This is a genomic window from Veillonella ratti (assembly GCF_003992115.1).
In the GTDB taxonomy this organism is placed as follows: Bacteria; Bacillota; Negativicutes; order Veillonellales; family Veillonellaceae; genus Veillonella_A; species Veillonella_A ratti.
In genome coordinates this window covers 20,355-40,866 of record NZ_RQUX01000018.1, presented here as the reverse complement: position 1 = coordinate 40,866, position 20,512 = coordinate 20,355, and the positions used below count along the sequence as shown (strand labels likewise).

Below are 20,512 nucleotides of genomic sequence, written 5' to 3'. Positions count from 1 at the left end.
TTGTAAATTACGAGGTGAATCATGAACAAACGATTACAAGAAATTATTAAACGCCAGGAAGAAATTAGAGCAGCACTTGAAGGAACTGCTGAAGGATTAGATTTAGATGCATTAGAAGCAGAAGCTCGTGCGCTTGCTGAAGAAAAAAATGTAATTGAACAACGCGAACGTATTGCAAAAGCTATTAATACAGGAATTAATACAGACGAAAATGTCCAGGTACGTCAGGTTGAACAACCGGGAACTGTGCCTGAAGCCATGGAAATGTACGAAACTGAAGAATATCGTAGCGCATTTATGAATTATGTAATGCGTGGCCAAGCGATGCCAGTGGAATTTAGAGCGAATGCTAATACCAAACAAGATGATATTGGTGCAATCATTCCCGTTACGACACTAAATAAAATTTTAGAAAAATTAACGGTGTATGGTCGAGTGATCCCACTGGTTAATCAGACTAATTATAAAACAGGTCTTGCAATCCCAACGGCATCCATTAAACCAACGGCAACATGGACAGATGAAGGGAAAACTAGCGACAAGCAAAAAGAAAAATTGGATGCTAGCATTACCTTTAGTGCATATAAGTTACGCTGCGCCGTATCTGTAAGCCTTGAAGTTGAAGTTAAAGCCTGGAGTGCTTTTGAAACAATGTTAGTTAAGCATTTATCCGAAGCAATGGCCGTTGCTTTAGAAGAAGCAATTATTGTTGGTGATGGCAATAAAAAACCTACTGGGATTTTAAAAGATACAGCTGCAGGCGTATCTATTGAAGCTGGTGCGGCCTCTTATGCCTTATTGACGGAAGCTGAAGGTGAGCTTGATGAAGCTTATGAAGATGGACCGAAATGGTTTATGACGAAAAAAACATTTATGAAGTTTATTGGTATGGTTGATGATAATAAACAACCAATTGCCCGTGTTGATTATGGCCTTGATGGTAAGCCAGAACGCACTTTATTGGGGCGCCCGGTTGTGCTTATTCCTTATCTTAAAACTTTAGGATCTAACAACATTGCTGATGGAGAAGTATTTGCCTTTTTGTTTGATTTTAAACATTACACATTAAATACAGCATACTCTATCGGGTTAAAAATTTATGAAGATAACGAAACAGATGATATTGTACGTAAATCCATTATGTTAGTTGATGGTAAACCTACTGATACTAACGGTTTAGTTAAATTAGTATACAAAGCTGCTACAGGTGCATAGAAAGGCGGTAAATAATGGCTGTTGTTGAATTAGAAAAAATAAAAAACTTTTTGCGAATTGATGAGGATTTGACGGAAGATGATGATTTAATTATGTCATTGACCGAAGCAGCACAAACTATCATTGAGCAAATGACAGGTCGAACCTATGACAACAGCCAATTATTTACATTGGCCATTATGCAATTAGTAGGACATTGGTACGAAAATAGGTCTATTTATACGACTAAAACTAACATCCATGACATGCCATTAAGTGTACAGGCGATCATTAACCATTTAGGGGTTAATGCAGGCCAGGCAAAAGGTGATGTAAATGATTAATATTGACGAGATTGGCGTATTAGATAAGCGCATCGAAATCTTAACTGATGGTGAATATGAAGATGAAATTGGTCTTACTCACGTAGGGCTTTTGCCTGTTTTTAAGCATAAAATATGGGCACGCTTTGAACCAACTAGGGGACGTGCTTATTTTGAACAGTTTAAAGATAAAGCTGAAGATTTTATTAAGGTTACGATACGGTTTAGACCAGGAATTAATAATGGCATGTACGTACGATACCGAAATGTAGTATACGAAATAAACACAGTAATTAATCCTTATATGGCTGATGTCAAACTGGAATTGATGTGTGTGGAAAGGAAGCTGAAAACTGATGAAAATTGAAGAGTTTATGGCTAAGTTAGATCATATGGCCAAGACGTTTCCGACGGAAAGTGAAGCAGCGTTAGAAACTGGCGCTAGGCGAATGCGCAAGGCTTTGATAGAAAACTCGCCAATAGGTAAAAACCAAAACTCTAAGCAACGAATTAGTAAAAATTGGAAAGTATCGTATGATTATCGAGGCAATGAAAGTGTAGCCAAAATCAGAAATACATCTCCACACTATCATTTGGCAGAAAGAGGTCATAAAATTGTTGACTCAAAAGGCAATGCAAAAGGGTTTAGGCAAGGGACTTTCTTTACAAAACGTACTATTAACACAGAAGGACCAATTATTAAAACGCTTATGGCCAAGAAGTTTTATCGGCTTGTAAAGGATAAATTATGAAATTATCTAGTATTATGGGCGCTGTAACTGGAGAATTAAAAAAAGAATTTAATTGCAAGGTGTATGCCGATGATGTGCAACGGAATTATAATACACCTTGCTTTTTTATTAAACTGCTAATTACTGCGGGGCAATATACCAAAAATACAGCGCAGAAAAAGGTAAATATCATCCTAACCTATTTCCCAAAAGAGGGAGATAAAGACAACTTACATTATGCAGACCTGCTAGACCGGGTCTATTTTTTATTTGTGCAAGGTATACAGGTAGGTAAACGGCATTTAAAAGTGTTGGATATTAGTGTAGGCAGGGCTGGAGAAGAGGACGATATTTACCAAATTTATTTAACAACAGAATTTATAGAAGCTCTTGAAGTCGATAATGGCGAAAGAGACAGAGAATTAATAGGCGATGTAAGCCTTGTAATTGAGGAGGAATAACTATGGCTAAATTAGGCATGCCGAAAGTAACCATTGCGTTTACCGAAGCGGGGATTGAAGCGGTAGAACGATCCAAACGAGGGATTGCAGTTTTAATCCTGGAAGATGATGAATCTACTATCAATACGCTATTAAAAGAACGTACCGTAAATGACGAAAAGATAGAAGCATTAACAAATCCATTTACGATTTATACAACTGATGATATTCCGTCGGAATTATCTGAAGAGAATAAAGATTATATTTTGAAGACATTAATGGGCTATGTAACAACACCGTATCGGGTTCGAGTGATGTTGCAGCCTAAAGGGGGCGAAAATGAAAATACGCCTGATAAATTTGATGCATCTTTGAAGAAAATTGCTCCGGAACGTTGGGATTACTTAGCAATCCCAACAATTGAAGAAACGCAAAAAGAAAAAATTGCTACATGGTTAAAAACTAATCGTGAAAATAAATACAAAAAAGTTAAAGTAGTATTACCTCAATACAATGCGGACTACGAAGGAGTAATTAACTTTAGCAACGAATTTGTAGAAACAAAAACTAAGACATATACCGGTGCAGAATATACAGCACGTATTGCAGGTCTTATCTGTGGAACACCTATGACTATTTCTGCGACGTACGCACCTATGAACGAAGTTATTGACTGTGATAAATATGACCTTGATGAAAATGATGAAAAAGTAAATAAAGGGGAATTTTTTATCTGGTTTGATGGTGACAAATTTAAAATGTCTCGTGCCATGAACAGCCTTGTTACAACTACACAAGGTAGATTGGAAGCCTATCAAACGATTAAATCTGTTGATATTGCCGACATGATGTATGACGATATCAAAAAAACAGCGGAAGATAGTTATATCGGTAAATACACCAACGATTATGACAATAAATGCTTATTGATTACAGCGATTATGGGCTATTTCAAAGAATTAGAAGATGGTCGCTTATTGTTAAAAGGTGGCAGCACGATTGATATTGACATTGAAGCGGTTAAGACTTGGCTACTAAAGAATGGTAAGAAAACAAAAGAAGAATTGGCACAAATGTCGGATTTAGAATTGAAGAAAGCCGATACTAAGAAGCATGTATTTTTAAAAGCCAAAGTTACTATTTTAGATGCCATGGAAGATATTGACTTAAATATTGCAATTTAGTAAAAGGAGAAAATTAATATGGATAACATGAAAGCCGAACAGGTAATGTCTGGCACGCAAGGCGAACTTTGGATTGATGGTGAATACATGGCTGAAGTAACGGCCTTTAAAGCAGAAGTAAAATTGATTAAAGAAGAAGTTAACCAGGTAAAAAAAGTATTTAAGCAGTATAAAATTACAGGCGCAGAGGCAACGGGCAACGTTAAGTTAAACCATGTCTCTTCTTTTTTTGCCGTAAAAATGGCTGATAATATTAAAGCTGGTAAGCAAACTGTTTGTACGATTGTATCTAAAGTGGATGATCCTGATGCGGTTGGAGCAGAGCGGGTGGTAATTAGAGATGCCACATTTGATAAGTTAACTTTAGCTGACTGGCAGGCTAAAAAATTAGTGGAAGATGATTACGATTTTACGTTTACAGATTTTGAATTATTAGATGTTGCAGAATAATTATTGTAAAAAGGAGAATAAATAATGAATTTAACAGAATTACTTTTAAATGCTGATGTGAAACAAGTTACTAAATTGCCTACAGAAAATTATGAAGTATCTCGGTTAAGTAAGGCACTAGGGGGAGCATTTGTATTAGAATTACAAGCAATTCCTACGAAGCGCATGAATGAAATTCAGCAGCGAAATATGACGGTTGGTGAAGATGGTAAACAGGAAGTTAATTTGTTTGATTTACAATTGGCCACTCTCGCCGATGGGATTATCAATGAAGACTTTAAAAATCAAGAAGTTTTGAAAAAATTTGGAGCTGGCACTAAAAAAGATTTGTTTGAAAAAATCTTATTAGCCGGTGAAATCACTGCCATTGCTGGCAAAATTAATAAATTAAGTGGTTTTGAAAAAGAAAAAAATAAAAAAGCAGTTGAAGAAGTAAAAAACTAATTAAGACCGACGGTTACACGGAATTTTTATATATTTTATTTAAAAAACATCACGTGTTGCCGTCGGTGTTTTTATCGTTACCAGAAAATGAAAAAATTGTTTTGAGAGCCTTTTTTTTAAAAGAAATAGAAGAAGAAAAGGCCGAGGCAGATTATATCAATAAGCTAAATAGTAGAGGGGTGAACCGGTAGTGGAAGTAATTGATGTAATGATGCGCTTGGTTGATGGTGTGACAGCGCCATTACGGGCAATTAATAGCCAGTTGTCAATGACAGCTAAGCAACAAAACGCTGCCGGTCGCAATGTTCAACGCCTGGGGAAAGATATTTCAGGCGTGGGGGAAGCCTTAACTCCGGTTGCAGCAGGCATTGTAGCAATGGGAGCAATGGGAGCAAAAGCCTTTGTTGGGTTTGATTCTGTTGTTACTGCTGCGGCTGCTAAAGCAGGAGCCACCGCTGAAGAAATGGAACAAATGCGCTCTACAGCTAGTCGATTAGGGGCTGATTTTCCGATTTCGGCTACTGAAGCAGCGCAGGGGATGGATAATCTAGCCGCTGCGGGCTATAATGCTAAAGAAATAATGGCTATGATGCCATCCGTTATTACCTCATCCGTTGCCGCCGGTGAAGATTTGGCGCTTACCTCAGAAGTAGTAAGTAATGCCTTAAATGTATGGGGGTTAAAACAAGGGGATATTGCAGCCAATACTGTACGAGTATCCGATGTAATCCAACAAGCAAATAATATGTCAAGCCTATCACTTAATGATTTTGGTGTTGCTATGCAATATGCAGGCGCACCAGCAGCAACCTTGGGGATACAGATTGAGGATTTATCAGCTGCTATGGCGATTATGCGTAATAATGGGATTGCAGCATCAACTGTTGGTACAACTTTGCGCTCTACGTTATCACGGTTAGCTGCACCACCTAAAGCGGCAGCAGAGGCTTTATCGCAGTTAGGCATTCAGGTAAAAGATTCGCAGGGGAATTTTATTGGCCTAGAAAATGTAATTGGACAATTGCGCACAGCGATGGGGGGATTAGCTGATACAGAGCAAGTAGCAATGGCTAAAGCTATTTCAGGCGAAGAAGGCTATAGCGGGCTATTGGCACTATTAAAAACGTCACCTGAAGCATATCGGGAAATGACAGAGGCGATGTACAACGCAGCTGGGTCATCACAAGCCCAATTTGAAATTATGAAAAATACGGTAAAAGGATCCATTGACGATATGATGGGGTCCATTGAATCATTTGCGATAAATATGGGCGATGTATTACGGCCTCAAATCCAGGCCGCAGCTGCTGCTATTGCATGGTTTGCAGATAGCCTTAATGCGTTAACACCAGAGCAAAAATTATTGTTAGGCAATATTGCAATTGGGATTGTTGCTTTTACTGGATTTACTTTGGTATTGGGCAAAGCAATTACTATGGGTGGCACATTAATGCGTACCTGGGCTAGCGTGCGTATTGTAATGGCTGGTGGCACTGTAAGTAACAAGTTATTACAATACTCTGTGCAAGGGCTCATGAAATCTTATGGGGGGTTAACAACTGTATTTAACGTAGTTAAAAGTAGTGCGCTTAGTGCGTTTACATTTATGCGTGGATTAACTTGGAGTGGGATTATTAAAAGCGCTCTTGGTGGGATTCGAAGTATTAATGTAGGTGGATTATTTAGCGGATTACTTGGCGGCATGAGAGCCGGCATTGGCAATGTGTTTCAAGGTATTTTTGGAGCATTAAAAGGATTTAACTTATCCTCAATTAGTAGTGGGGCTTTTCGAGCCTTTACTATGATTGCAAGAGGCATACGTATGGTTGCTATGGCTGGTCGAGCGCTATTTTTAAGCCCAATTGGCATTGCCATAATGGCTATTGCTGGCGCAGCGTATATTTTGTATCAAAACTGGGATAAAGTAGGCCCGTTTTTTATGCAAATGTGGGGGATTATTAGTGATGCGTTTAATCGTGCTTATACAACATTACAACCAGCATTTAATGCATTGATTACAGCGGTACAACCAATCATTAATTTATTAGCCGATTTATTTAATCAAGCTGCACAAGGGCAAGGGCCTTTGGCTATTTTATTTGGAGCTATTGCAGCTGTATCACAAATCCTTGGAGCGGGTCTAGTAGGAGCTATTATGGTGGTAATTAATATATTTACCAATCAACTAGTGATGGTTATTGATGTAGTGGCATCTGTCATGGGGGCAGTAATAGGCGTGCTAGCCGGGGTAATTAACTTTATTGTAGCGGTTTTTGTCGGCGATTGGGCTGGGGCCTGGCAAGCCGTTGTTTCCATTTTTGATTCCATTTTTGGTGGCATCACGGGCATCTGTGAAGGCGTGTTAAATGGTATTAAGGGGGCTATTAACTCTATTATTGATGGCATTAATGGTATATCTGTTGACGTACCATCTTGGGTTCCTGGTATTGGTGGCTCTAAATTTGGCCCACTGGGGATACCACGCTTATATACAGGCACCAACAACTGGATGGGTGGCCCAGCGATGATCCATGATAAAGGCGCTGAAATTGTAAATTTACCTACCGGCACACAAGTAATACCACATGACCAGTCGTTAACAAGTGCTTACAATCAAGGCAAACGTAGTGGTGGTGGCGGACCAGCGATTAATATTAACTTTTATGGCACCACTATTACTTCTGGTGGTGACATTAAAGAGTTAGCAAGAAAAGTGGCAGCAGCGATTTACTATGAAATGCAAAAGGCAGCGATTAATCAAAATGAGGGGGCAGTGTAATGGCATCTTTTATGAGTTTTATACGTAAAGTGTTGAGTAGCACTGGCAATGGTGGATTAAATCAAGGCTGTACATTTGTTATTTCGTGTGATGGGGAGCAGGTTCGATTACCTGTTCCACCATCATCATATGAAGTAGAAAACCCGTATAATAATGCTACAATACGAGTTAATAATATTGGCGATATTAATATGATTGGTACACCAGGGCTTAAAACATTAAAGTTTAGTTCATTATTTCCAGCGCAACAATATAGTTTTGTTGATGGGCAAGCTGATGATCCGTGGTCATATGTAAAAAAAATAGAAACATTTGCGACTAAACGTAAGCCATGCCGCATTACTATTTCTGGCACAAATATTAGCTTGGCATGCACCATAGAATCGTTCCCTTATCAAGAAAAAGATGGTACGAGTGACATTTATTATACGTTGAATTTAAAAGAGTATCGTTACATCACACCTGAAGCGGAACAAATTAATGATATTACAGGGCTAAATGGTCGTGTGGCTGAAATCCCTGAAAAAAGAGAATTTAATATTTATCCTGGAGATAGTCCTATGGATATTGCAGCACGAGCAGTTGGACAATTTAGTAAAATTGAACAACAAGGACCTCAAAGACTGGCATTATACAAGCAGTTAGCTAAGAAAAATTTAAAGGCTGGTGATGTAGTTAAAGCAACACGAGGGATTGTCAGCCTTAATGGTAAGAGGTTTACATTATGATTAAGCTATACTATACAGATCCCCCGGGCACAGAAAATGGGGTTGAAGATAAAGACATAAGTAATTACATTCTTAAAGTAACGTGGAGTGGGGATACATCACAAGCGGCACGAAAAATTGAATTTGAAATAGCTTACAATACTAAAGATGAAAGCTTTATCAATTTATCATTACAGCTTGGCGGTTTAGTTACATTTAGCGTAATTGATGAACAAGACCGGACGTATGATTTGTTTTACGGCCGTATATTCTTTAGAAGACGGTCAACAGACGGATATACATTTTCTTTTACAGCTTATGACGATATGATTTATTTGGCTAAATCAAAAATACAACGTGTGTTTGAGAAGGTAACAGTGACAGATGCCATTAAACAAATCTGTAATGAAATTGGTGTGCCTGTGGCAGAGACAATACCTCAATTAAATACAGTAGTCAGTTTTATAGCCGAAAATAAATCATGCACAGAAACATTTAGTATGTTATTTGAACGTACATATGCGGACACAGGGAAAACCTATACAGCAATCATGTTAGATGGTGGACTTAATGTAATTGAAAAGGGGACAGTCATTGAAAATTATATAGCCAGTGACATGCTCAATGTAAACAATACAGAACATAGCGAAAGCATTGAAAATATGGTTAATCGAGTAAAGGCTATTGACCAACATGGGTCAGTAAGTCAAGTGTTTACTAATGATGCAGATGTACAGCGATATGGGTTAATTCAAGATATTTATAAGATGCAACCACCCAAAGAAGGGGAAACGGTAGACAATGTTAAGATGGCCAAATCTAAATTAAAACGTGTAGAAGATGAATCAAGTCTTAAGGGAACTGGATATTTTCAATGCATCACTGGCTATGTAATAATTGTTGAAGAAGAACAGCTAAAAGGAAAGTTTTTTATAAAATCGGATACGCATACTTTTGATAATTATCAACATGACATGCAATTATCCCTAGAGTATATGCCAGACAATCCAGAACAACCAGTAATTACACAAAGTGAAATCGCTCCGCCATATTTTAAACCTAGCAAAAGAAAGAGGAAGAAAAAATGAAAGAGTTGGATAATCCTTACAAACAACTATTAGATTTAAATAAAAGTATGGCAGGGAGCGCAGGTATACAGGCTATGGCCAAACTTGGCAAGATAGTATCACCACCACCTAATTTAGTTGTATCTGTTGATGGTATGCCAATTACAAAAGCGTTTATTTGGCTCGATGAATATTGGCTACAAGGGCATGAAAGACATACTAAAGGTCATTTAGTATCGGCTACTCAAAACAGGGCCGGTGGAGGGGGCTATGCAGAATTTGCTAGTCATAATCATGACATTGATAATGACTATACAGAAAATATTATTATGACGGATACTTGGCATGTTGGGGATACGGTTTTACTAATCCCAATCGTAGGCCAGGATAATAAAACTGTCGAACAATATGCGGTGCTCTGTAAGCTTGTAAGATTGGATGGTGTTTATTAATGGCAAATCCATTTTTGGAGTTAAAAGACGTACCTAAAAATGAATTACCAGAATTTAGGGAATATGCCTTTGATTTTAAAAAGAATCAATTTGTCATAGAAAATGGCCGACTGGTAGTTTTAACACAAAATGAAGCTATTAAAGTATGGGCCTACAAAGCACTAATCACAGAACGTTATCGATATAGAGCTTATTTTGACGATTACGGAGCAGAATTAGAGCATTTTATAGGCACAGTAACTAATGATGGCACTGAAGCGGTAGAAGTATTTAGATATATTGAAGAAGCGCTGCTAGTAAATCCTTATATTAAAGATGTAAATATATTAGGGATTGAACAGGAGAAGAAAATATTTAAGTTACAAATAGAGTTAGTAACTATTTATGGTGATACAGTACTTGGAATTGAGGTGTGAAATGATTGAATTTGAATTTAATCAAACTCAGTTGAAAATTTTAGAGAGATTAAAAGCTGATTTTGAAGAAAAAAATCCAGATAATATAAGCACCACAGAAGGTACATTTGCATTTGATACGATGTCAGCAAGTGCAGTGGAGTTTGAAAAAGGATATGCAGAAGATGAATTGATTTTAGCTGCAGCCTTTTTAGAAACTTCCTGGGGGCCTTATCTTGAGATGATTGGCAATCGGCATAATATACATCGAAAAAAGGCGACGAAGGCAATAGTAGAATTAACTGTATTTGGTAATAGTGGTGCTCAATTATTAAAAGGGTCAATGTTCGCAACAGCAACAGGAATAAATTTTATTACATCAGAAGATGTAATTATTCCCGCTTCAGGGCAAGTAAAAGTTAAAGCCGAAGCACAGGAACCAGGCGCAGAATTTAATGTGGAAGCTGATACGATTAATAAAATCCCAGTATCTATTTATGGGATTTCAAAAGTAAATAATCCAGAAGCAGCGTATGATGGATTTGACGAAGAAGAGGATGAGGAATTACGAAAGCGAATTGATTTTAAGGTAAATATGCCAGCAACATCAAATAATGATGCACATTACAAATTAATGGCACAAGAAGTTCCAGGTGTTGGTGAAGTATGGGTTATACCTTTATGGGCAGGCAATGGCACCGTTAAAGTAGTAATTGGAGATAGTAACAATGATTTCCCGAGTGATGATTTAATAAGTAAAGTTGCAAATCATATCGCTGAATTTAGGATAATAGGGCCAACAGTTACAGTTGTAGGTCCTACAAAAGTAGCGATAAATATACAGTTAAAAGTAACTGATGGCACGGGCACAGCGGAAGAAATAAAAAATATGGTAAATGATTATTTTAGAAGCAAAATATTTAATCTGCCATATGTATCTGTAGCTAAAATAGGTCAAATGATCCTTGAGAAAACAGGGATTAATGACTATGCTAATTTAACAGTTAATGGCGGAGTAGAGAATATTACGATTGATGAAGAATCAATGCCATATGTAAAGGATGTGAAACTGATTGTTTGATTTTATACGTCAAAAAAAAGTAGACATATCCCAATATTTGCCGAATTATTTGTCTAAAGATAAACATTTTAAGGCGATTAATGATGCTAAAAGCCGTGAGCATGAGAGATTACGTCAATTTAAAATAGAGTTGATAAAACAATTGTTCCCGGAAACGGCCACATGGGGATTAAAGTATTGGGAAGAATATTTACACATCGAAGATGTAGCTGAAAATATCCAGGATAGGCGGGAAGCAGTATTGCTAAAAATTAATAGCAATAGTGTAAGTACCATTGAATTTATGGAATCTTTGGCCAATAAATATATTGTTGATAAATCTGCTCGAATAGAAGAAGTATCTAAAGAGTATTACTTTAATTTATTTTTTAGCCGTGATAAATGTATAAATCTTGATCAGCTGAAAAAATGGATTGAGGTATATAAACCATCACATTTAGGTTACAAACTGTATGAAGAATATCAGTTAGAACAAAAATTAAAATTAGGCGGCATAATTACCATTTCCGAAGCACTGGTAATAGAAACTGCCGATGATTATACAGCACCGCAAATGGAGCAACACGTTGCCATTGCAGGTGCTATTTACTTTGAAGAAAATTCGGTAATAGGGGGGGCATAGAATGGCACAATTTCCAGGATTAACATTTACTAAAACTGGATACGAAATGATTACACGATCTGCTAGTGGCTTAACAAATGACCAATTAATCGTTACTAAAGCAAAATTAGGCTCTGGAATGTTTAATGGTGATATTAGGTCACTAACAGATGTAGTAAAAAAAGACTTAGAAGTAACATTGAGTGCTTATAAGTCTTTAGGTAATGGTCAAGTTGAGTATTCATTTGTGTACGATAATCAAAGCGTATTTAGTGGGTTCCAGCACAGAGAAGTTGGGATTTTTGCCAAAAATGGTGTTGGTGGGATAGAGAAATTAATAGCTTATTCTAACGCTGGCGATAATTACTCTTATATTTCAGATGCATCAAAGGCGATACCGCTGCAAACAATGAAAGTTGTATTATCAATCGGCGATACACAAAATATATCGGCTGTAGTTAATGTTGCAAACGCAGTAACAGAAGAACGACTAGCATTTGTCATGAATCAGCATAATACAGCACTAGATGCGCATCAAAATATGATGCAGGACCATAATGAAAGTACAAATGTTCATGATGCATTACAAGCGTTGTTTTTAAAATTGACGGGTGGGACAGTAACTGGTACGACTAATTTTAATAGCAACGTTAATCTGCAAGGAACATCAACAGGAATAACACAAAGCTATTCTGACAACTCAACTAAAATTGCAACTACAGCGTATGTTTACTCGTTGCTTAATAATTTTTTAACAAGTGGACAAACCAATAATGAAAAAATCAAAAAGGCTGTAGAAGCCGCTAATCGTGCGGGTTATAGCGGAAGTGAAGGCGACTTTAGAGACCCTAATAAATGGTGGGGAAAGGTACCAATAAAGCAAGTTACGGGTGATCCACTATACTTAATTATCCAAGGTGGAAGTGCCGATATGCCACAAAATGCGAGTTACGTGGACAAATCATATCCAATCAATTTTACAAATAAATTACTCGCGGTCATAGTTTGGGACACAAATGCTACAAGTGGGGTTACTAGCACAGCTAATCTGTCTATTTCAAGTGATATGTCCACATCTAATTTGGACAAATTTAGAGCTATTACATCATCAAATGTGCTTGGCGCTTTTGGTTGGTTAGCGATTGGTAACTAAATTTAACTACTACGTCCAATTGCGATATACCACGATCCGATACCACTATCACGTGATCCGTTGGGCGAGTAAGCACTATACCAAAAGCCATCTCTATCTATGGGTTTATCAATACCAACCATGTCAGCAACAACGATATTAGCCCCCAGGGTAACGCCAAAAGGTACAGCAAAGTTAATAGCAAATTTAACCTTAACGGGCCCAGTGAACGATGATACGGGGCCTGTAGCTCCACCTTGGATAATTAACCAAAAAAATAATGGGCCAAAGCAAATAAACCATGAATTAGGATTACTAAACCGTGCATTTACTCCTAATCCACTAAAGGTTTTTTTGCCAATAGCCCGAATTACATTATTATCAAAGTCTTCACTTTTTAATACATTAGCAATTTCAATATTAAATCTCTCTTTAAAATATTTTTTGACCCATGCCACACGTGCGCCTAACCTCGCTAATGTGCTATTCTTATCAATCACCGTATCATCAATGCTTGTTGTATCATTTGTAAAGTTTTCCTCAAATGCTTCACGCAAATCTAACACAGTTACAAATGTTTCATCTTTGATAATTGCAGTTACATTTTCTACGCCACCAATAATTGTACGAATGTTGTAAATTTCGCTTTCAATAGGTATTGATTTATCTGGCACAAAGCCTACCCTATCACCACCATTAGTATAAGAATACAATACTTCGCTGCCACCTTCAGCACGTGCATATAATGCAACTTCTTTTGGAAAAAAACCTATTTGCAAATCTTTATTTGAAATAGTTGCCCTAACTAAAAATTGTCCATTACCTTCGTTAATGCCTTTAGTAATAGGTAATTCCATTTTTGGTGAAAATAAATCATTCAATTCATTTATATTTTTTCCTTTAGGAACATCGCCATCACCAATAACAACCCTTGTAAATTGCAATTCTTTATTCATAGCAATACATTCACTGATTAATGCTAATCCTTTTTTAGTTACTACGTTTTTAGGATATTGTGAAGCCATTAATTAATCACTCCTTTTCTAACAATAAATATCATGAATTACATTTGATTTAGTTATATAAATACCAGCCACTATTTCCGCATCATCTAATTCTGTGCTAATGCCTACATTAGGTTCAATCGTTACAATGCTAGATGTTGTTACACACCCACCTACATATAATTCACCGTCAACACTATGTAAATCTGCTACTTCCATGCCCAAATGTGCTGGCTTAACTACTTCCATGTCTCGCCTAATTTCTGGTAACGCATATACAAAACTTGAATTGTTAAATACTAACTTCAACCGCCCATTTTCAAATAACACGTCAATATCATCTAGCACATAGATTTTTACAATTTTACGTATTTTTTCTAAGTCCAACTTACCTGATTGTTGCCACTTCGCTTGCACTCTTCGTCTTCGTTCGTCTAAAGTGCCTTCTGCGCCAATGTCTAAATCTTTTTCATAATTAAGCAAGCCATTTTCGCTAGCTGTATCAAAAAAGACGTTGTCAAAAAGTTCATCCAATTTCTTGTCAACGTCTTCCATTGTTACGCCTGCTGCGTCATATAATTGTCTAACCCATGGATCATTGCGGTATAACTTATTGATTGATTTCAATGCATATATTTTTAGCATTTCCCTATCATTATTCATTTACTGTCACCTCTATTTGTCCTAATATAGCAACCTGCTCTTTAGTCAAATTAATTCTAGTGGTGCTACCATTAACACGGTAACTATCATAGTCTTCAATTCCATCTGTATTAATTATGATTGCCCCTATTTGTGCTACACTGACATAATCTTGTTTAAACGCAATCTGTTTCAAATATTCTTTAATTTTCTTTTCTAGCTTGCCTTTAATAATACTTGCCGTTGTATTTTCACTTTTAATCACGCCATTAATATTCACGCTAATTCTTACAGGCTGTGCGCTAACTACAGTACAATAAGCCCCAACAGGTGCTTTACCTTCCCCTGTACCGCTAGAGTTAGGATCTATATATGCTTGTACTAAATTAACTAAATCAGTACTTGCTGGCTGTCTGTCGCTATCAATCAACACTACTTTTACGGTATTATCACCATTCCAAAGCGGAATTACATTAGCTTCACCAACGCCTTCTACTTCTTTTGCCCATTGCTTATAGTGGAATGTATTGCCACTAGTTGCAGGCTCTCTTAGTTCCTCATAATACCGTTGCCTTAAATCATCATCACGTTCTTCATCTTCACCGTTGATAGTAGCCGCTTCATTAGTTATGGAAATAATACCTGCCAAGGTAACTGGCATTTTAGTAATGCTCCCTTTAGGCACATTGCCTTTAGTGCCAGTTGATACACATTCTATTGCTACTCTACTACCAGCACTAACATCTTTAGTTTCTGTAGCTACAAATTGTAAGCCACTTTCACTTTCAAATATATTGCCAATGCTAATAATGCCGTTGCCTTGTATTACTGTAATATATCCCGTAGCGTGGGTCGCTTTCTTACGCTCCGTGCCACGCCTTTGAAATACTACTCTTGTTAACTCATCACCTACAAGATTATCTACATCTTGCTTGCGTTCAATATCCTGTGCTTTTAAACACAATAATAAAGCAGCAAATGCCATGCCACGTGTTAAATCATAGGTCGGAAATCCTTCAGTCTTTTGATAGGCTTCATTAATTTCATCAAGCATCACATTATGCACCATATCAACAGTAATTGGCTTATTAAAATCAATATTCGTACTCATATTTCACTTCCTCACCTGTGGTTGTTTTTACAGTAAAAGAAAAAGTACCCTTGTCAAATCGCCAATTACTCACCGATTCTGTACAGGGTACTTTATTCAATATGCCATCTGTAATGCGCCGTTTAATTTCGCTTACAACAAATGACCGTGGCAAACGATAACCTACTAACTTATCTAAGTTCAAGCCAAAGGTATCACTATAAATCCTAAACTTATTTAGTTCTGTTCTGATAAATAATTCAATCCATTGCTTGATAGCGTCCACTTGATTCGTTTCTACGTTCACACCATCTACAATAACAAATCGCTTTAATTTAAAGTCAAACCTCATGTTACGCCCTACGCTATTTTGTGCATTAGTCTTGGTCGATGTGCTTTCAATTGAATTATTAAAGTTATAGTCTGTTGGAAACATCCTATTCACCTACTGTCTAACAATATCATCAATAAAATAATGTTGGCCACTTTCATCAGGTGTCACTTTTACCAAATCACCTACACGCCATATAGGTTTAATATACAGCTTGCCACTGCCTTTTGATTTGTAATTTGTTTCAGGCCCACCCATGCAGCCATTAACTGTAGTCTTACCACTATGCTCATAGGTATATTCCGCTTCATGGCGTAAGATTTGATTACAAATATAACCATTAGTCTTATCAATCCTAAATTTCCCATCACGTATAGTAACTAGCCAATCACTGCCAATGGCTTCTACTTTACCTAAAATACATCCCATTGGTTTAGGATTATCACGATTCCTAAATTCGTTGGCCATTTGTGCATGCCATTCTTCCATTACATCACCTTCATTCTTGCTTAATGAGTTCCAAATTCATTGTATGATTTTGCCCATAATCATGACTACAGTTTTTTATTAAAAATTTACCTACCATACCTATAATAGGTTGATTAAATTGCAAGATACGGCCACTGCGCACACTATCATCACCAAGCACTTTAACACTAAAGGACTTCTTAATTTTATTTAGATCGTCTAAATATTTTTTTGCCACCTGCAATGCCTTTGCCTTTTCTTTGTCCTCTACTTTTTGTACCTTTTGTAATACGCCAAATCGCTTAATACTTTCGCCATCTTCTACATTGGCTAACACCTGCATATTTTTTTCACTAGAGGAAATAATAAGTACACGATTTTTCATATCCTGAATGGATTCAGTATAGCTATAATCACCAACAATACCAGTAATGGCCACATCAAGAACTAAGTCCTTGTAGTCTTCTACATACAACTGATTATTACGTACTTCAATCCTATACTTATTTCCCGTTTCTTCTGTGGCTTGTTTGAGTATATCCTTAATAACATCAGATACTGGCGTTCCTTCATACACCTTTTTAATCTTAGTGTTAATTATAGGTACACTAGCTAATGGTACATTATTAACAGCACAAACCTGCCTAATTGCCGTAGTCCCATTAATATCATTGTATTGTATTGATGTTTCCGATTTATTTAGATAAAAAGCATAATCAAAAGCGGTGTATGAATACTTGTTAATACCTGATTTCTTGCAATCCACAATAATGCCAGTAAATATAGATTGTAATTCTTGCTCACTCCCTGAATCATTAAAACTTGTTCTATTATTATTTGCCTTATCGTTAGAAAAAGTAATTTTACCACCCATCGCAAGCTGTAGATTATCCATATTAACATCAATAGGATTGCTTACTAAGTCAAAGGTAAATTCTTGGCCAAGTGTATCCGTATTATCCGATAGCTTGTAATTACTTGTATACGCCGTGATTTCACGGTTATCATTATCAGCTACATTTACATACTCTAACTTCATACCATCACCTCTTATCCTGTTAATGTGTTATTACTACCTGTAGTACTATCTGTAGTTTGATTTACATACTTATACTCACAAAATTCAATAGTCGCTTTATAATCTCCTACTTTATCTTTCACAAATTCAGCTTTATTACATAAACACGCCATATTAATCAATTCACTTCCATCACTAAATGTTACAGCAATACGCATTACTTTTCGCTCTTTCATTCGTTGTTCTATAAATTCTTTTACTTCTTCCCCATCACTTCCCCTTGGTCTAATAAATTTATAGTTTTTATCTACAGGTAACAAAATATCACTTAGAGTATATATTCTTAATCCCATATATCCTGCTAATAAAATATCACCTGTAGCACCATTAAACACTTCATTATTCATGTTGTATTCTACTTCGGGTAATGTAGCAGGCACCACAGGCATAACTACATGTTCATAGGTTAGATCATCATACAATACTATGTCAGCTTTTGATGGTCTATTCAAATAGTATTCTACCTGATCCAATAGCATATTCAAAAATGACATTACACCACTCCCTTACATATTATTCATTGCTAATCTAACCTTATCAGTAATATAACGTCCACATTGTTCCATAAATTCCTCATTACCAATAACATTACCTCGTACCGTTAAATAAAGCTTTATGTCACCAGTCCTATTAGATGCCCGCTTAACGGTTTCATCATGAGGTATAATCTGTGTTCCACTTGGCAATACAATTTCTTCCCCTCGATTATTTTCGTTAACGTATGTACTACCGCCTTGCCAGTAGCCTGTACCTGTTGCATTGTGATGTTCATTATTACTTTCATCACCAAATATAAAGGATTTAACCGCAGATAGTCCATTTCCAATACTAGCAATCTTATCACTAATAGCACCTAATATACCATCTGCAACAGTTTTAATTGCGTTAAAGTAACCTGTAAATATGTTAACAAGTCCAGAAATAGCTTGTTCCCAGTTACCAGTAAAAACGCCTGTTATAAAATCAATAATCCCTTGAAATATTTGTGCAATACTATCTTGCAGACCACTAAACTGATTAATAAAACCCATAACCGCTTTATAACCTGCTTCATGTACTGTAGCTACAAAATTATAAATTGTATCAACCACAAACATTATAGTATTAAATATTGACGCTCCTAATTGCACAAACCATTCCATCATACTACTCACTAAAGATGTTAGCACAGTATAAATCGTGGCATACATATTAATCCAACCTGCAACTAATACAATGATTACATTAGTAATAATTGTAACAATTGTCTGTGCTAATGTTATAACCCCTTGGATAGCATTATTTATGGCTTCCGTAACTGCAACTATAATCTGATTAATAGCCGTAATCACATCATTTACCATGTTGTTGAACCAATCAACTGCCATTTTAATTGCATTAGCTATGGCATTAACAATAGCATTACCTAACTCAACAAACCACTGAATCACACTATCAATAGCACTTGAAATAGCGTCAACAATAGCATTACCTAATTCTGTAAACCACTGCATTACATCATTAATAACCGCACTACAGTATTCACCAAAGGCTATAACTACTGCCTTTACTTCGTCCCAATACATAATCAACGCTACAATCAATGCAATAAGTGCAGCTATGGCTAAGGCAATCAATACAATTGGATTAGCCGCCATGACTGCATTAAAAGCAGCCATGCCAATTTGTGCGCCCTGCATAGCCGTTTTCAATAGCGTAAACACAGCTACTACTTTACTAATAACATTAAATGCTACAAATCCTGCTACGATGCCAGATAATAACGGTATTAGCACATTTGAATGTTGTATAAACACATCAATAACCGTGCCTATAATAGTAATGCCTTGAACAATAGCATTAAATGCCACCGATAAGCCATTAACTATTTCATTTCCATGTTCTGCCACCCAAACAGCAAATACATCTAGCTTTGATACTAATACATCAAATACAGCGCCTAATTTCTCTTGAATAACGGGTATTAATTTGAAAAAAGTCCCTGCTAATACTGCTTTTATCTTTACTAACTTTCCACCCATCACTTCCAGCATATCACCATAAGCGTTTTGTGCTTGCTGTATTTTGCCATCTGGCGTTTCTGCTAACGCTTTATTTACGCCCCCTACATTATTTTGTAAAATTTGTGCAATAATAGCAGCCCTTTGATTGGAATCACCAAATTTAATAGCTTGCTTTTCTGCATCAGATAGGGTAATACCTACCCTTGATAACGCCCCAGCATTACCCATCATAGCTTTACCAATTAAATTAGCAATCCCTACAGCATCTTCCTGCGTAGCGTTTAATCCTTTTTGTTGCACTAATAGATCAAGCATGCCCCCACTTAATGTTTTAATTTGTTCCCCATTAAGTTGAAAGGTAGCTAGTTGTTGCATGCCACTAAGCGTTACTTCATCACCAATAACACCTATAGATTGTAGCTTGCCTGCATACTCTACTAGTTCTTCCTTAGTACGCTTTACCGCATCACCGCCCATGGCTTGAATAGACTTAACATTCTTCAAGATAGTTTCAAGCTTCACTTCTGCTTCTTCTTGATGTGCAGCTAACTCCATCGCTTCATCGGCAAAATGTTTAAAGGCGCCAACGGATAATATAGCACCTATCCCTGTTAGCCCCGCTGTCATTGTACCAATAGAGCTAGTAATCGATAGAAACCGTGCATTAGCACCTTTACCAAAGCTAGATAACTGATTACTTGCTTTTTTCACTTGCCGTTGCATTTCTTGTGTAGCGTGAACAGGCTTTTTTAATGGTGCCGTAAATTTATCTACCAATGAAATTAATACATTGATTCCTCTACTTGCCATATATCTTCTCCCACATTTCCTTTTCTTCTTCACAATCTGCATTCATACAAGCTTGAAGAAATATAAATTCTAAACTATCCATTGCTAATAAATCGTTTAGTTTATG

General features: G+C 36.6%; 24 protein-coding genes. 16 read left to right on the top strand and 8 right to left on the bottom strand.

The annotated features are described in order from the left end of the window. Positions 1–21: 21 nt before the first annotated feature. The 16 genes from EO124_RS08160 (at position 22) to EO124_RS08085 (ending at position 13,001) form a co-directional block, all read left to right on the top strand. A complete protein-coding gene (locus EO124_RS08160) occupies positions 22–1,215 on the top strand; it encodes a phage major capsid protein (RefSeq protein WP_127059114.1) in 1,194 nt (397 codons plus the stop codon). A gap of 14 nt (positions 1,216–1,229) precedes the next feature. Continuing rightward, positions 1,230–1,538, top strand: a complete 309-nt coding sequence (locus EO124_RS08155; RefSeq protein WP_127059113.1) for a head-tail connector protein — start codon at positions 1,230–1,232, stop codon at positions 1,536–1,538. Further along, on the top strand, positions 1,531–1,884 hold the full coding sequence (locus EO124_RS08150; protein WP_127059112.1) for a phage head closure protein: 354 nt from the start codon (positions 1,531–1,533) through the stop codon (positions 1,882–1,884). The genes EO124_RS08155 and EO124_RS08150 overlap by 8 nt, the downstream gene beginning before the upstream one ends. Continuing rightward, positions 1,874–2,269 carry an HK97 gp10 family phage protein gene (locus tag EO124_RS08145; protein WP_127059111.1) on the top strand — a complete coding sequence of 132 codons (396 nt, stop codon included), beginning with the start codon at positions 1,874–1,876 and terminating at the stop codon, positions 2,267–2,269. Before EO124_RS08150 ends, EO124_RS08145 begins: the two co-directional genes overlap by 11 nt. Further along, entirely contained in the window at positions 2,266–2,709 is a 444-nt protein-coding gene (locus EO124_RS08140) for a phage tail terminator family protein (protein WP_127059110.1), read from the top strand. Before EO124_RS08145 ends, EO124_RS08140 begins: the two co-directional genes overlap by 4 nt. 2 nt (positions 2,710–2,711) lie before the next feature. Next, entirely contained in the window at positions 2,712–3,872 is a 1,161-nt protein-coding gene (locus EO124_RS08135) for a phage tail sheath subtilisin-like domain-containing protein (RefSeq protein WP_127059109.1), read from the top strand. A gap of 18 nt (positions 3,873–3,890) precedes the next feature. After that, positions 3,891–4,322, top strand: coding sequence for a phage tail tube protein (locus tag EO124_RS08130; RefSeq protein WP_241230691.1), 432 nt, complete (start codon positions 3,891–3,893; stop codon positions 4,320–4,322). A 24-nt stretch (positions 4,323–4,346) separates the two neighbouring features. Next, entirely contained in the window at positions 4,347–4,766 is a 420-nt protein-coding gene (locus EO124_RS08125) for a phage tail assembly chaperone (RefSeq protein WP_127059108.1), read from the top strand. A 190-nt stretch (positions 4,767–4,956) separates the two neighbouring features. Continuing rightward, a complete protein-coding gene (locus EO124_RS08120) occupies positions 4,957–7,545 on the top strand; it encodes a phage tail tape measure protein (protein ID WP_127059107.1) in 2,589 nt (862 codons plus the stop codon). Next, positions 7,545–8,273: a hypothetical protein gene (locus EO124_RS08115; protein ID WP_127059106.1), complete on the top strand. Its 729-nt coding sequence runs from the start codon at positions 7,545–7,547 to the stop codon at positions 8,271–8,273. The genes EO124_RS08120 and EO124_RS08115 overlap by 1 nt, the downstream gene beginning before the upstream one ends. Then, a complete protein-coding gene (locus EO124_RS08110) occupies positions 8,270–9,340 on the top strand; it encodes an XkdQ/YqbQ family protein (protein ID WP_127059105.1) in 1,071 nt (356 codons plus the stop codon). Before EO124_RS08115 ends, EO124_RS08110 begins: the two co-directional genes overlap by 4 nt. After that, a complete protein-coding gene (locus EO124_RS08105; RefSeq protein ID WP_127059104.1) occupies positions 9,337–9,771 on the top strand; it encodes a DUF2577 family protein in 435 nt (144 codons plus the stop codon). Before EO124_RS08110 ends, EO124_RS08105 begins: the two co-directional genes overlap by 4 nt. Beyond that, entirely contained in the window at positions 9,771–10,187 is a 417-nt protein-coding gene (locus EO124_RS08100; protein WP_127059103.1) for a DUF2634 domain-containing protein, read from the top strand. Before EO124_RS08105 ends, EO124_RS08100 begins: the two co-directional genes overlap by 1 nt. Before the next feature lies 1 nt (position 10,188). Next, the gene (locus tag EO124_RS08095) at positions 10,189–11,247 is read left to right on the top strand and encodes a baseplate J/gp47 family protein (RefSeq protein ID WP_164726591.1); all 1,059 of its coding nucleotides are present in this window, start codon (positions 10,189–10,191) and stop codon (positions 11,245–11,247) included. After that, positions 11,240–11,869: a putative phage tail protein gene (locus tag EO124_RS08090; RefSeq protein ID WP_127059101.1), complete on the top strand. Its 630-nt coding sequence runs from the start codon at positions 11,240–11,242 to the stop codon at positions 11,867–11,869. The genes EO124_RS08095 and EO124_RS08090 overlap by 8 nt, the downstream gene beginning before the upstream one ends. A 1-nt stretch (position 11,870) precedes the next feature. Beyond that, on the top strand, positions 11,871–13,001 hold the full coding sequence (locus EO124_RS08085; RefSeq protein ID WP_127059100.1) for a gp53-like domain-containing protein: 1,131 nt from the start codon (positions 11,871–11,873) through the stop codon (positions 12,999–13,001). A 2-nt stretch (positions 13,002–13,003) separates the two neighbouring features. Here EO124_RS08085 and EO124_RS08080 read toward each other — a convergent pair whose 3' ends face one another. From EO124_RS08080 to EO124_RS08045, 8 genes are read right to left on the bottom strand one after another with little or no spacing between them, the layout of a single operon-like run. After that, positions 13,004–14,005 carry a hypothetical protein gene (locus tag EO124_RS08080; protein WP_127059099.1) on the bottom strand — a complete coding sequence of 334 codons (1,002 nt, stop codon included), beginning with the start codon at positions 14,003–14,005 and terminating at the stop codon, positions 13,004–13,006. Between the two features lie 18 nt (positions 14,006–14,023). Next, entirely contained in the window at positions 14,024–14,647 is a 624-nt protein-coding gene (locus EO124_RS08075) for a putative phage tail protein (RefSeq protein WP_127059098.1), read from the bottom strand. Then, complete coding sequence (locus tag EO124_RS08070) at positions 14,640–15,737, bottom strand: baseplate J/gp47 family protein (RefSeq protein WP_127059097.1); 1,098 nt, start codon at positions 15,735–15,737, stop codon at positions 14,640–14,642. Before EO124_RS08070 ends, EO124_RS08075 begins: the two co-directional genes overlap by 8 nt. Next, on the bottom strand, positions 15,721–16,152 hold the full coding sequence (locus EO124_RS08065) for a DUF2634 domain-containing protein (protein WP_127059096.1): 432 nt from the start codon (positions 16,150–16,152) through the stop codon (positions 15,721–15,723). The genes EO124_RS08070 and EO124_RS08065 overlap by 17 nt, the downstream gene beginning before the upstream one ends. Positions 16,153–16,161: 9 nt before the next feature. Beyond that, positions 16,162–16,536, bottom strand: coding sequence for a DUF2577 family protein (locus tag EO124_RS08060; RefSeq protein WP_127059095.1), 375 nt, complete (start codon positions 16,534–16,536; stop codon positions 16,162–16,164). A 10-nt stretch (positions 16,537–16,546) separates the two neighbouring features. Further along, positions 16,547–17,554, bottom strand: coding sequence for an XkdQ/YqbQ family protein (locus EO124_RS08055; RefSeq protein WP_127059094.1), 1,008 nt, complete (start codon positions 17,552–17,554; stop codon positions 16,547–16,549). Between the two features lie 11 nt (positions 17,555–17,565). Continuing rightward, entirely contained in the window at positions 17,566–18,087 is a 522-nt protein-coding gene (locus tag EO124_RS08050; protein ID WP_127059093.1) for a hypothetical protein, read from the bottom strand. Between the two features lie 12 nt (positions 18,088–18,099). After that, positions 18,100–20,406 carry a phage tail protein gene (locus tag EO124_RS08045; RefSeq protein WP_127059092.1) on the bottom strand — a complete coding sequence of 769 codons (2,307 nt, stop codon included), beginning with the start codon at positions 20,404–20,406 and terminating at the stop codon, positions 18,100–18,102. Between the last annotated feature and the right edge of the window lie 106 nt (positions 20,407–20,512).

Coding starts and splice junctions, on each gene's coding strand:
- EO124_RS08065 (WP_127059096.1), bottom strand. CDS start 16,152: ATGTTTCCAACAGACTATAACTTTAATAATTCAATTGAAAGCACATCG.
- EO124_RS08135 (WP_127059109.1), top strand. CDS start 2,712: ATGGCTAAATTAGGCATGCCGAAAGTAACCATTGCGTTTACCGAAGCG.
- EO124_RS08130 (WP_241230691.1), top strand. CDS start 3,891: ATGGATAACATGAAAGCCGAACAGGTAATGTCTGGCACGCAAGGCGAA.
- EO124_RS08140 (WP_127059110.1), top strand. CDS start 2,266: ATGAAATTATCTAGTATTATGGGCGCTGTAACTGGAGAATTAAAAAAA.
- EO124_RS08160 (WP_127059114.1), top strand. CDS start 22: ATGAACAAACGATTACAAGAAATTATTAAACGCCAGGAAGAAATTAGA.
- EO124_RS08125 (WP_127059108.1), top strand. CDS start 4,347: ATGAATTTAACAGAATTACTTTTAAATGCTGATGTGAAACAAGTTACT.
- EO124_RS08145 (WP_127059111.1), top strand. CDS start 1,874: ATGAAAATTGAAGAGTTTATGGCTAAGTTAGATCATATGGCCAAGACG.
- EO124_RS08050 (WP_127059093.1), bottom strand. CDS start 18,087: ATGTCATTTTTGAATATGCTATTGGATCAGGTAGAATACTATTTGAAT.
- EO124_RS08105 (WP_127059104.1), top strand. CDS start 9,337: ATGAAAGAGTTGGATAATCCTTACAAACAACTATTAGATTTAAATAAA.
- EO124_RS08080 (WP_127059099.1), bottom strand. CDS start 14,005: ATGGCTTCACAATATCCTAAAAACGTAGTAACTAAAAAAGGATTAGCA.
- EO124_RS08055 (WP_127059094.1), bottom strand. CDS start 17,554: ATGAAGTTAGAGTATGTAAATGTAGCTGATAATGATAACCGTGAAATC.
- EO124_RS08115 (WP_127059106.1), top strand. CDS start 7,545: ATGGCATCTTTTATGAGTTTTATACGTAAAGTGTTGAGTAGCACTGGC.
- EO124_RS08100 (WP_127059103.1), top strand. CDS start 9,771: ATGGCAAATCCATTTTTGGAGTTAAAAGACGTACCTAAAAATGAATTA.
- EO124_RS08060 (WP_127059095.1), bottom strand. CDS start 16,536: ATGGAAGAATGGCATGCACAAATGGCCAACGAATTTAGGAATCGTGAT.
- EO124_RS08085 (WP_127059100.1), top strand. CDS start 11,871: ATGGCACAATTTCCAGGATTAACATTTACTAAAACTGGATACGAAATG.
- EO124_RS08045 (WP_127059092.1), bottom strand. CDS start 20,406: ATGGCAAGTAGAGGAATCAATGTATTAATTTCATTGGTAGATAAATTT.
- EO124_RS08150 (WP_127059112.1), top strand. CDS start 1,531: ATGATTAATATTGACGAGATTGGCGTATTAGATAAGCGCATCGAAATC.
- EO124_RS08095 (WP_164726591.1), top strand. CDS start 10,189: ATGATTGAATTTGAATTTAATCAAACTCAGTTGAAAATTTTAGAGAGA.
- EO124_RS08070 (WP_127059097.1), bottom strand. CDS start 15,737: ATGAGTACGAATATTGATTTTAATAAGCCAATTACTGTTGATATGGTG.
- EO124_RS08155 (WP_127059113.1), top strand. CDS start 1,230: ATGGCTGTTGTTGAATTAGAAAAAATAAAAAACTTTTTGCGAATTGAT.
- EO124_RS08075 (WP_127059098.1), bottom strand. CDS start 14,647: ATGAATAATGATAGGGAAATGCTAAAAATATATGCATTGAAATCAATC.
- EO124_RS08110 (WP_127059105.1), top strand. CDS start 8,270: ATGATTAAGCTATACTATACAGATCCCCCGGGCACAGAAAATGGGGTT.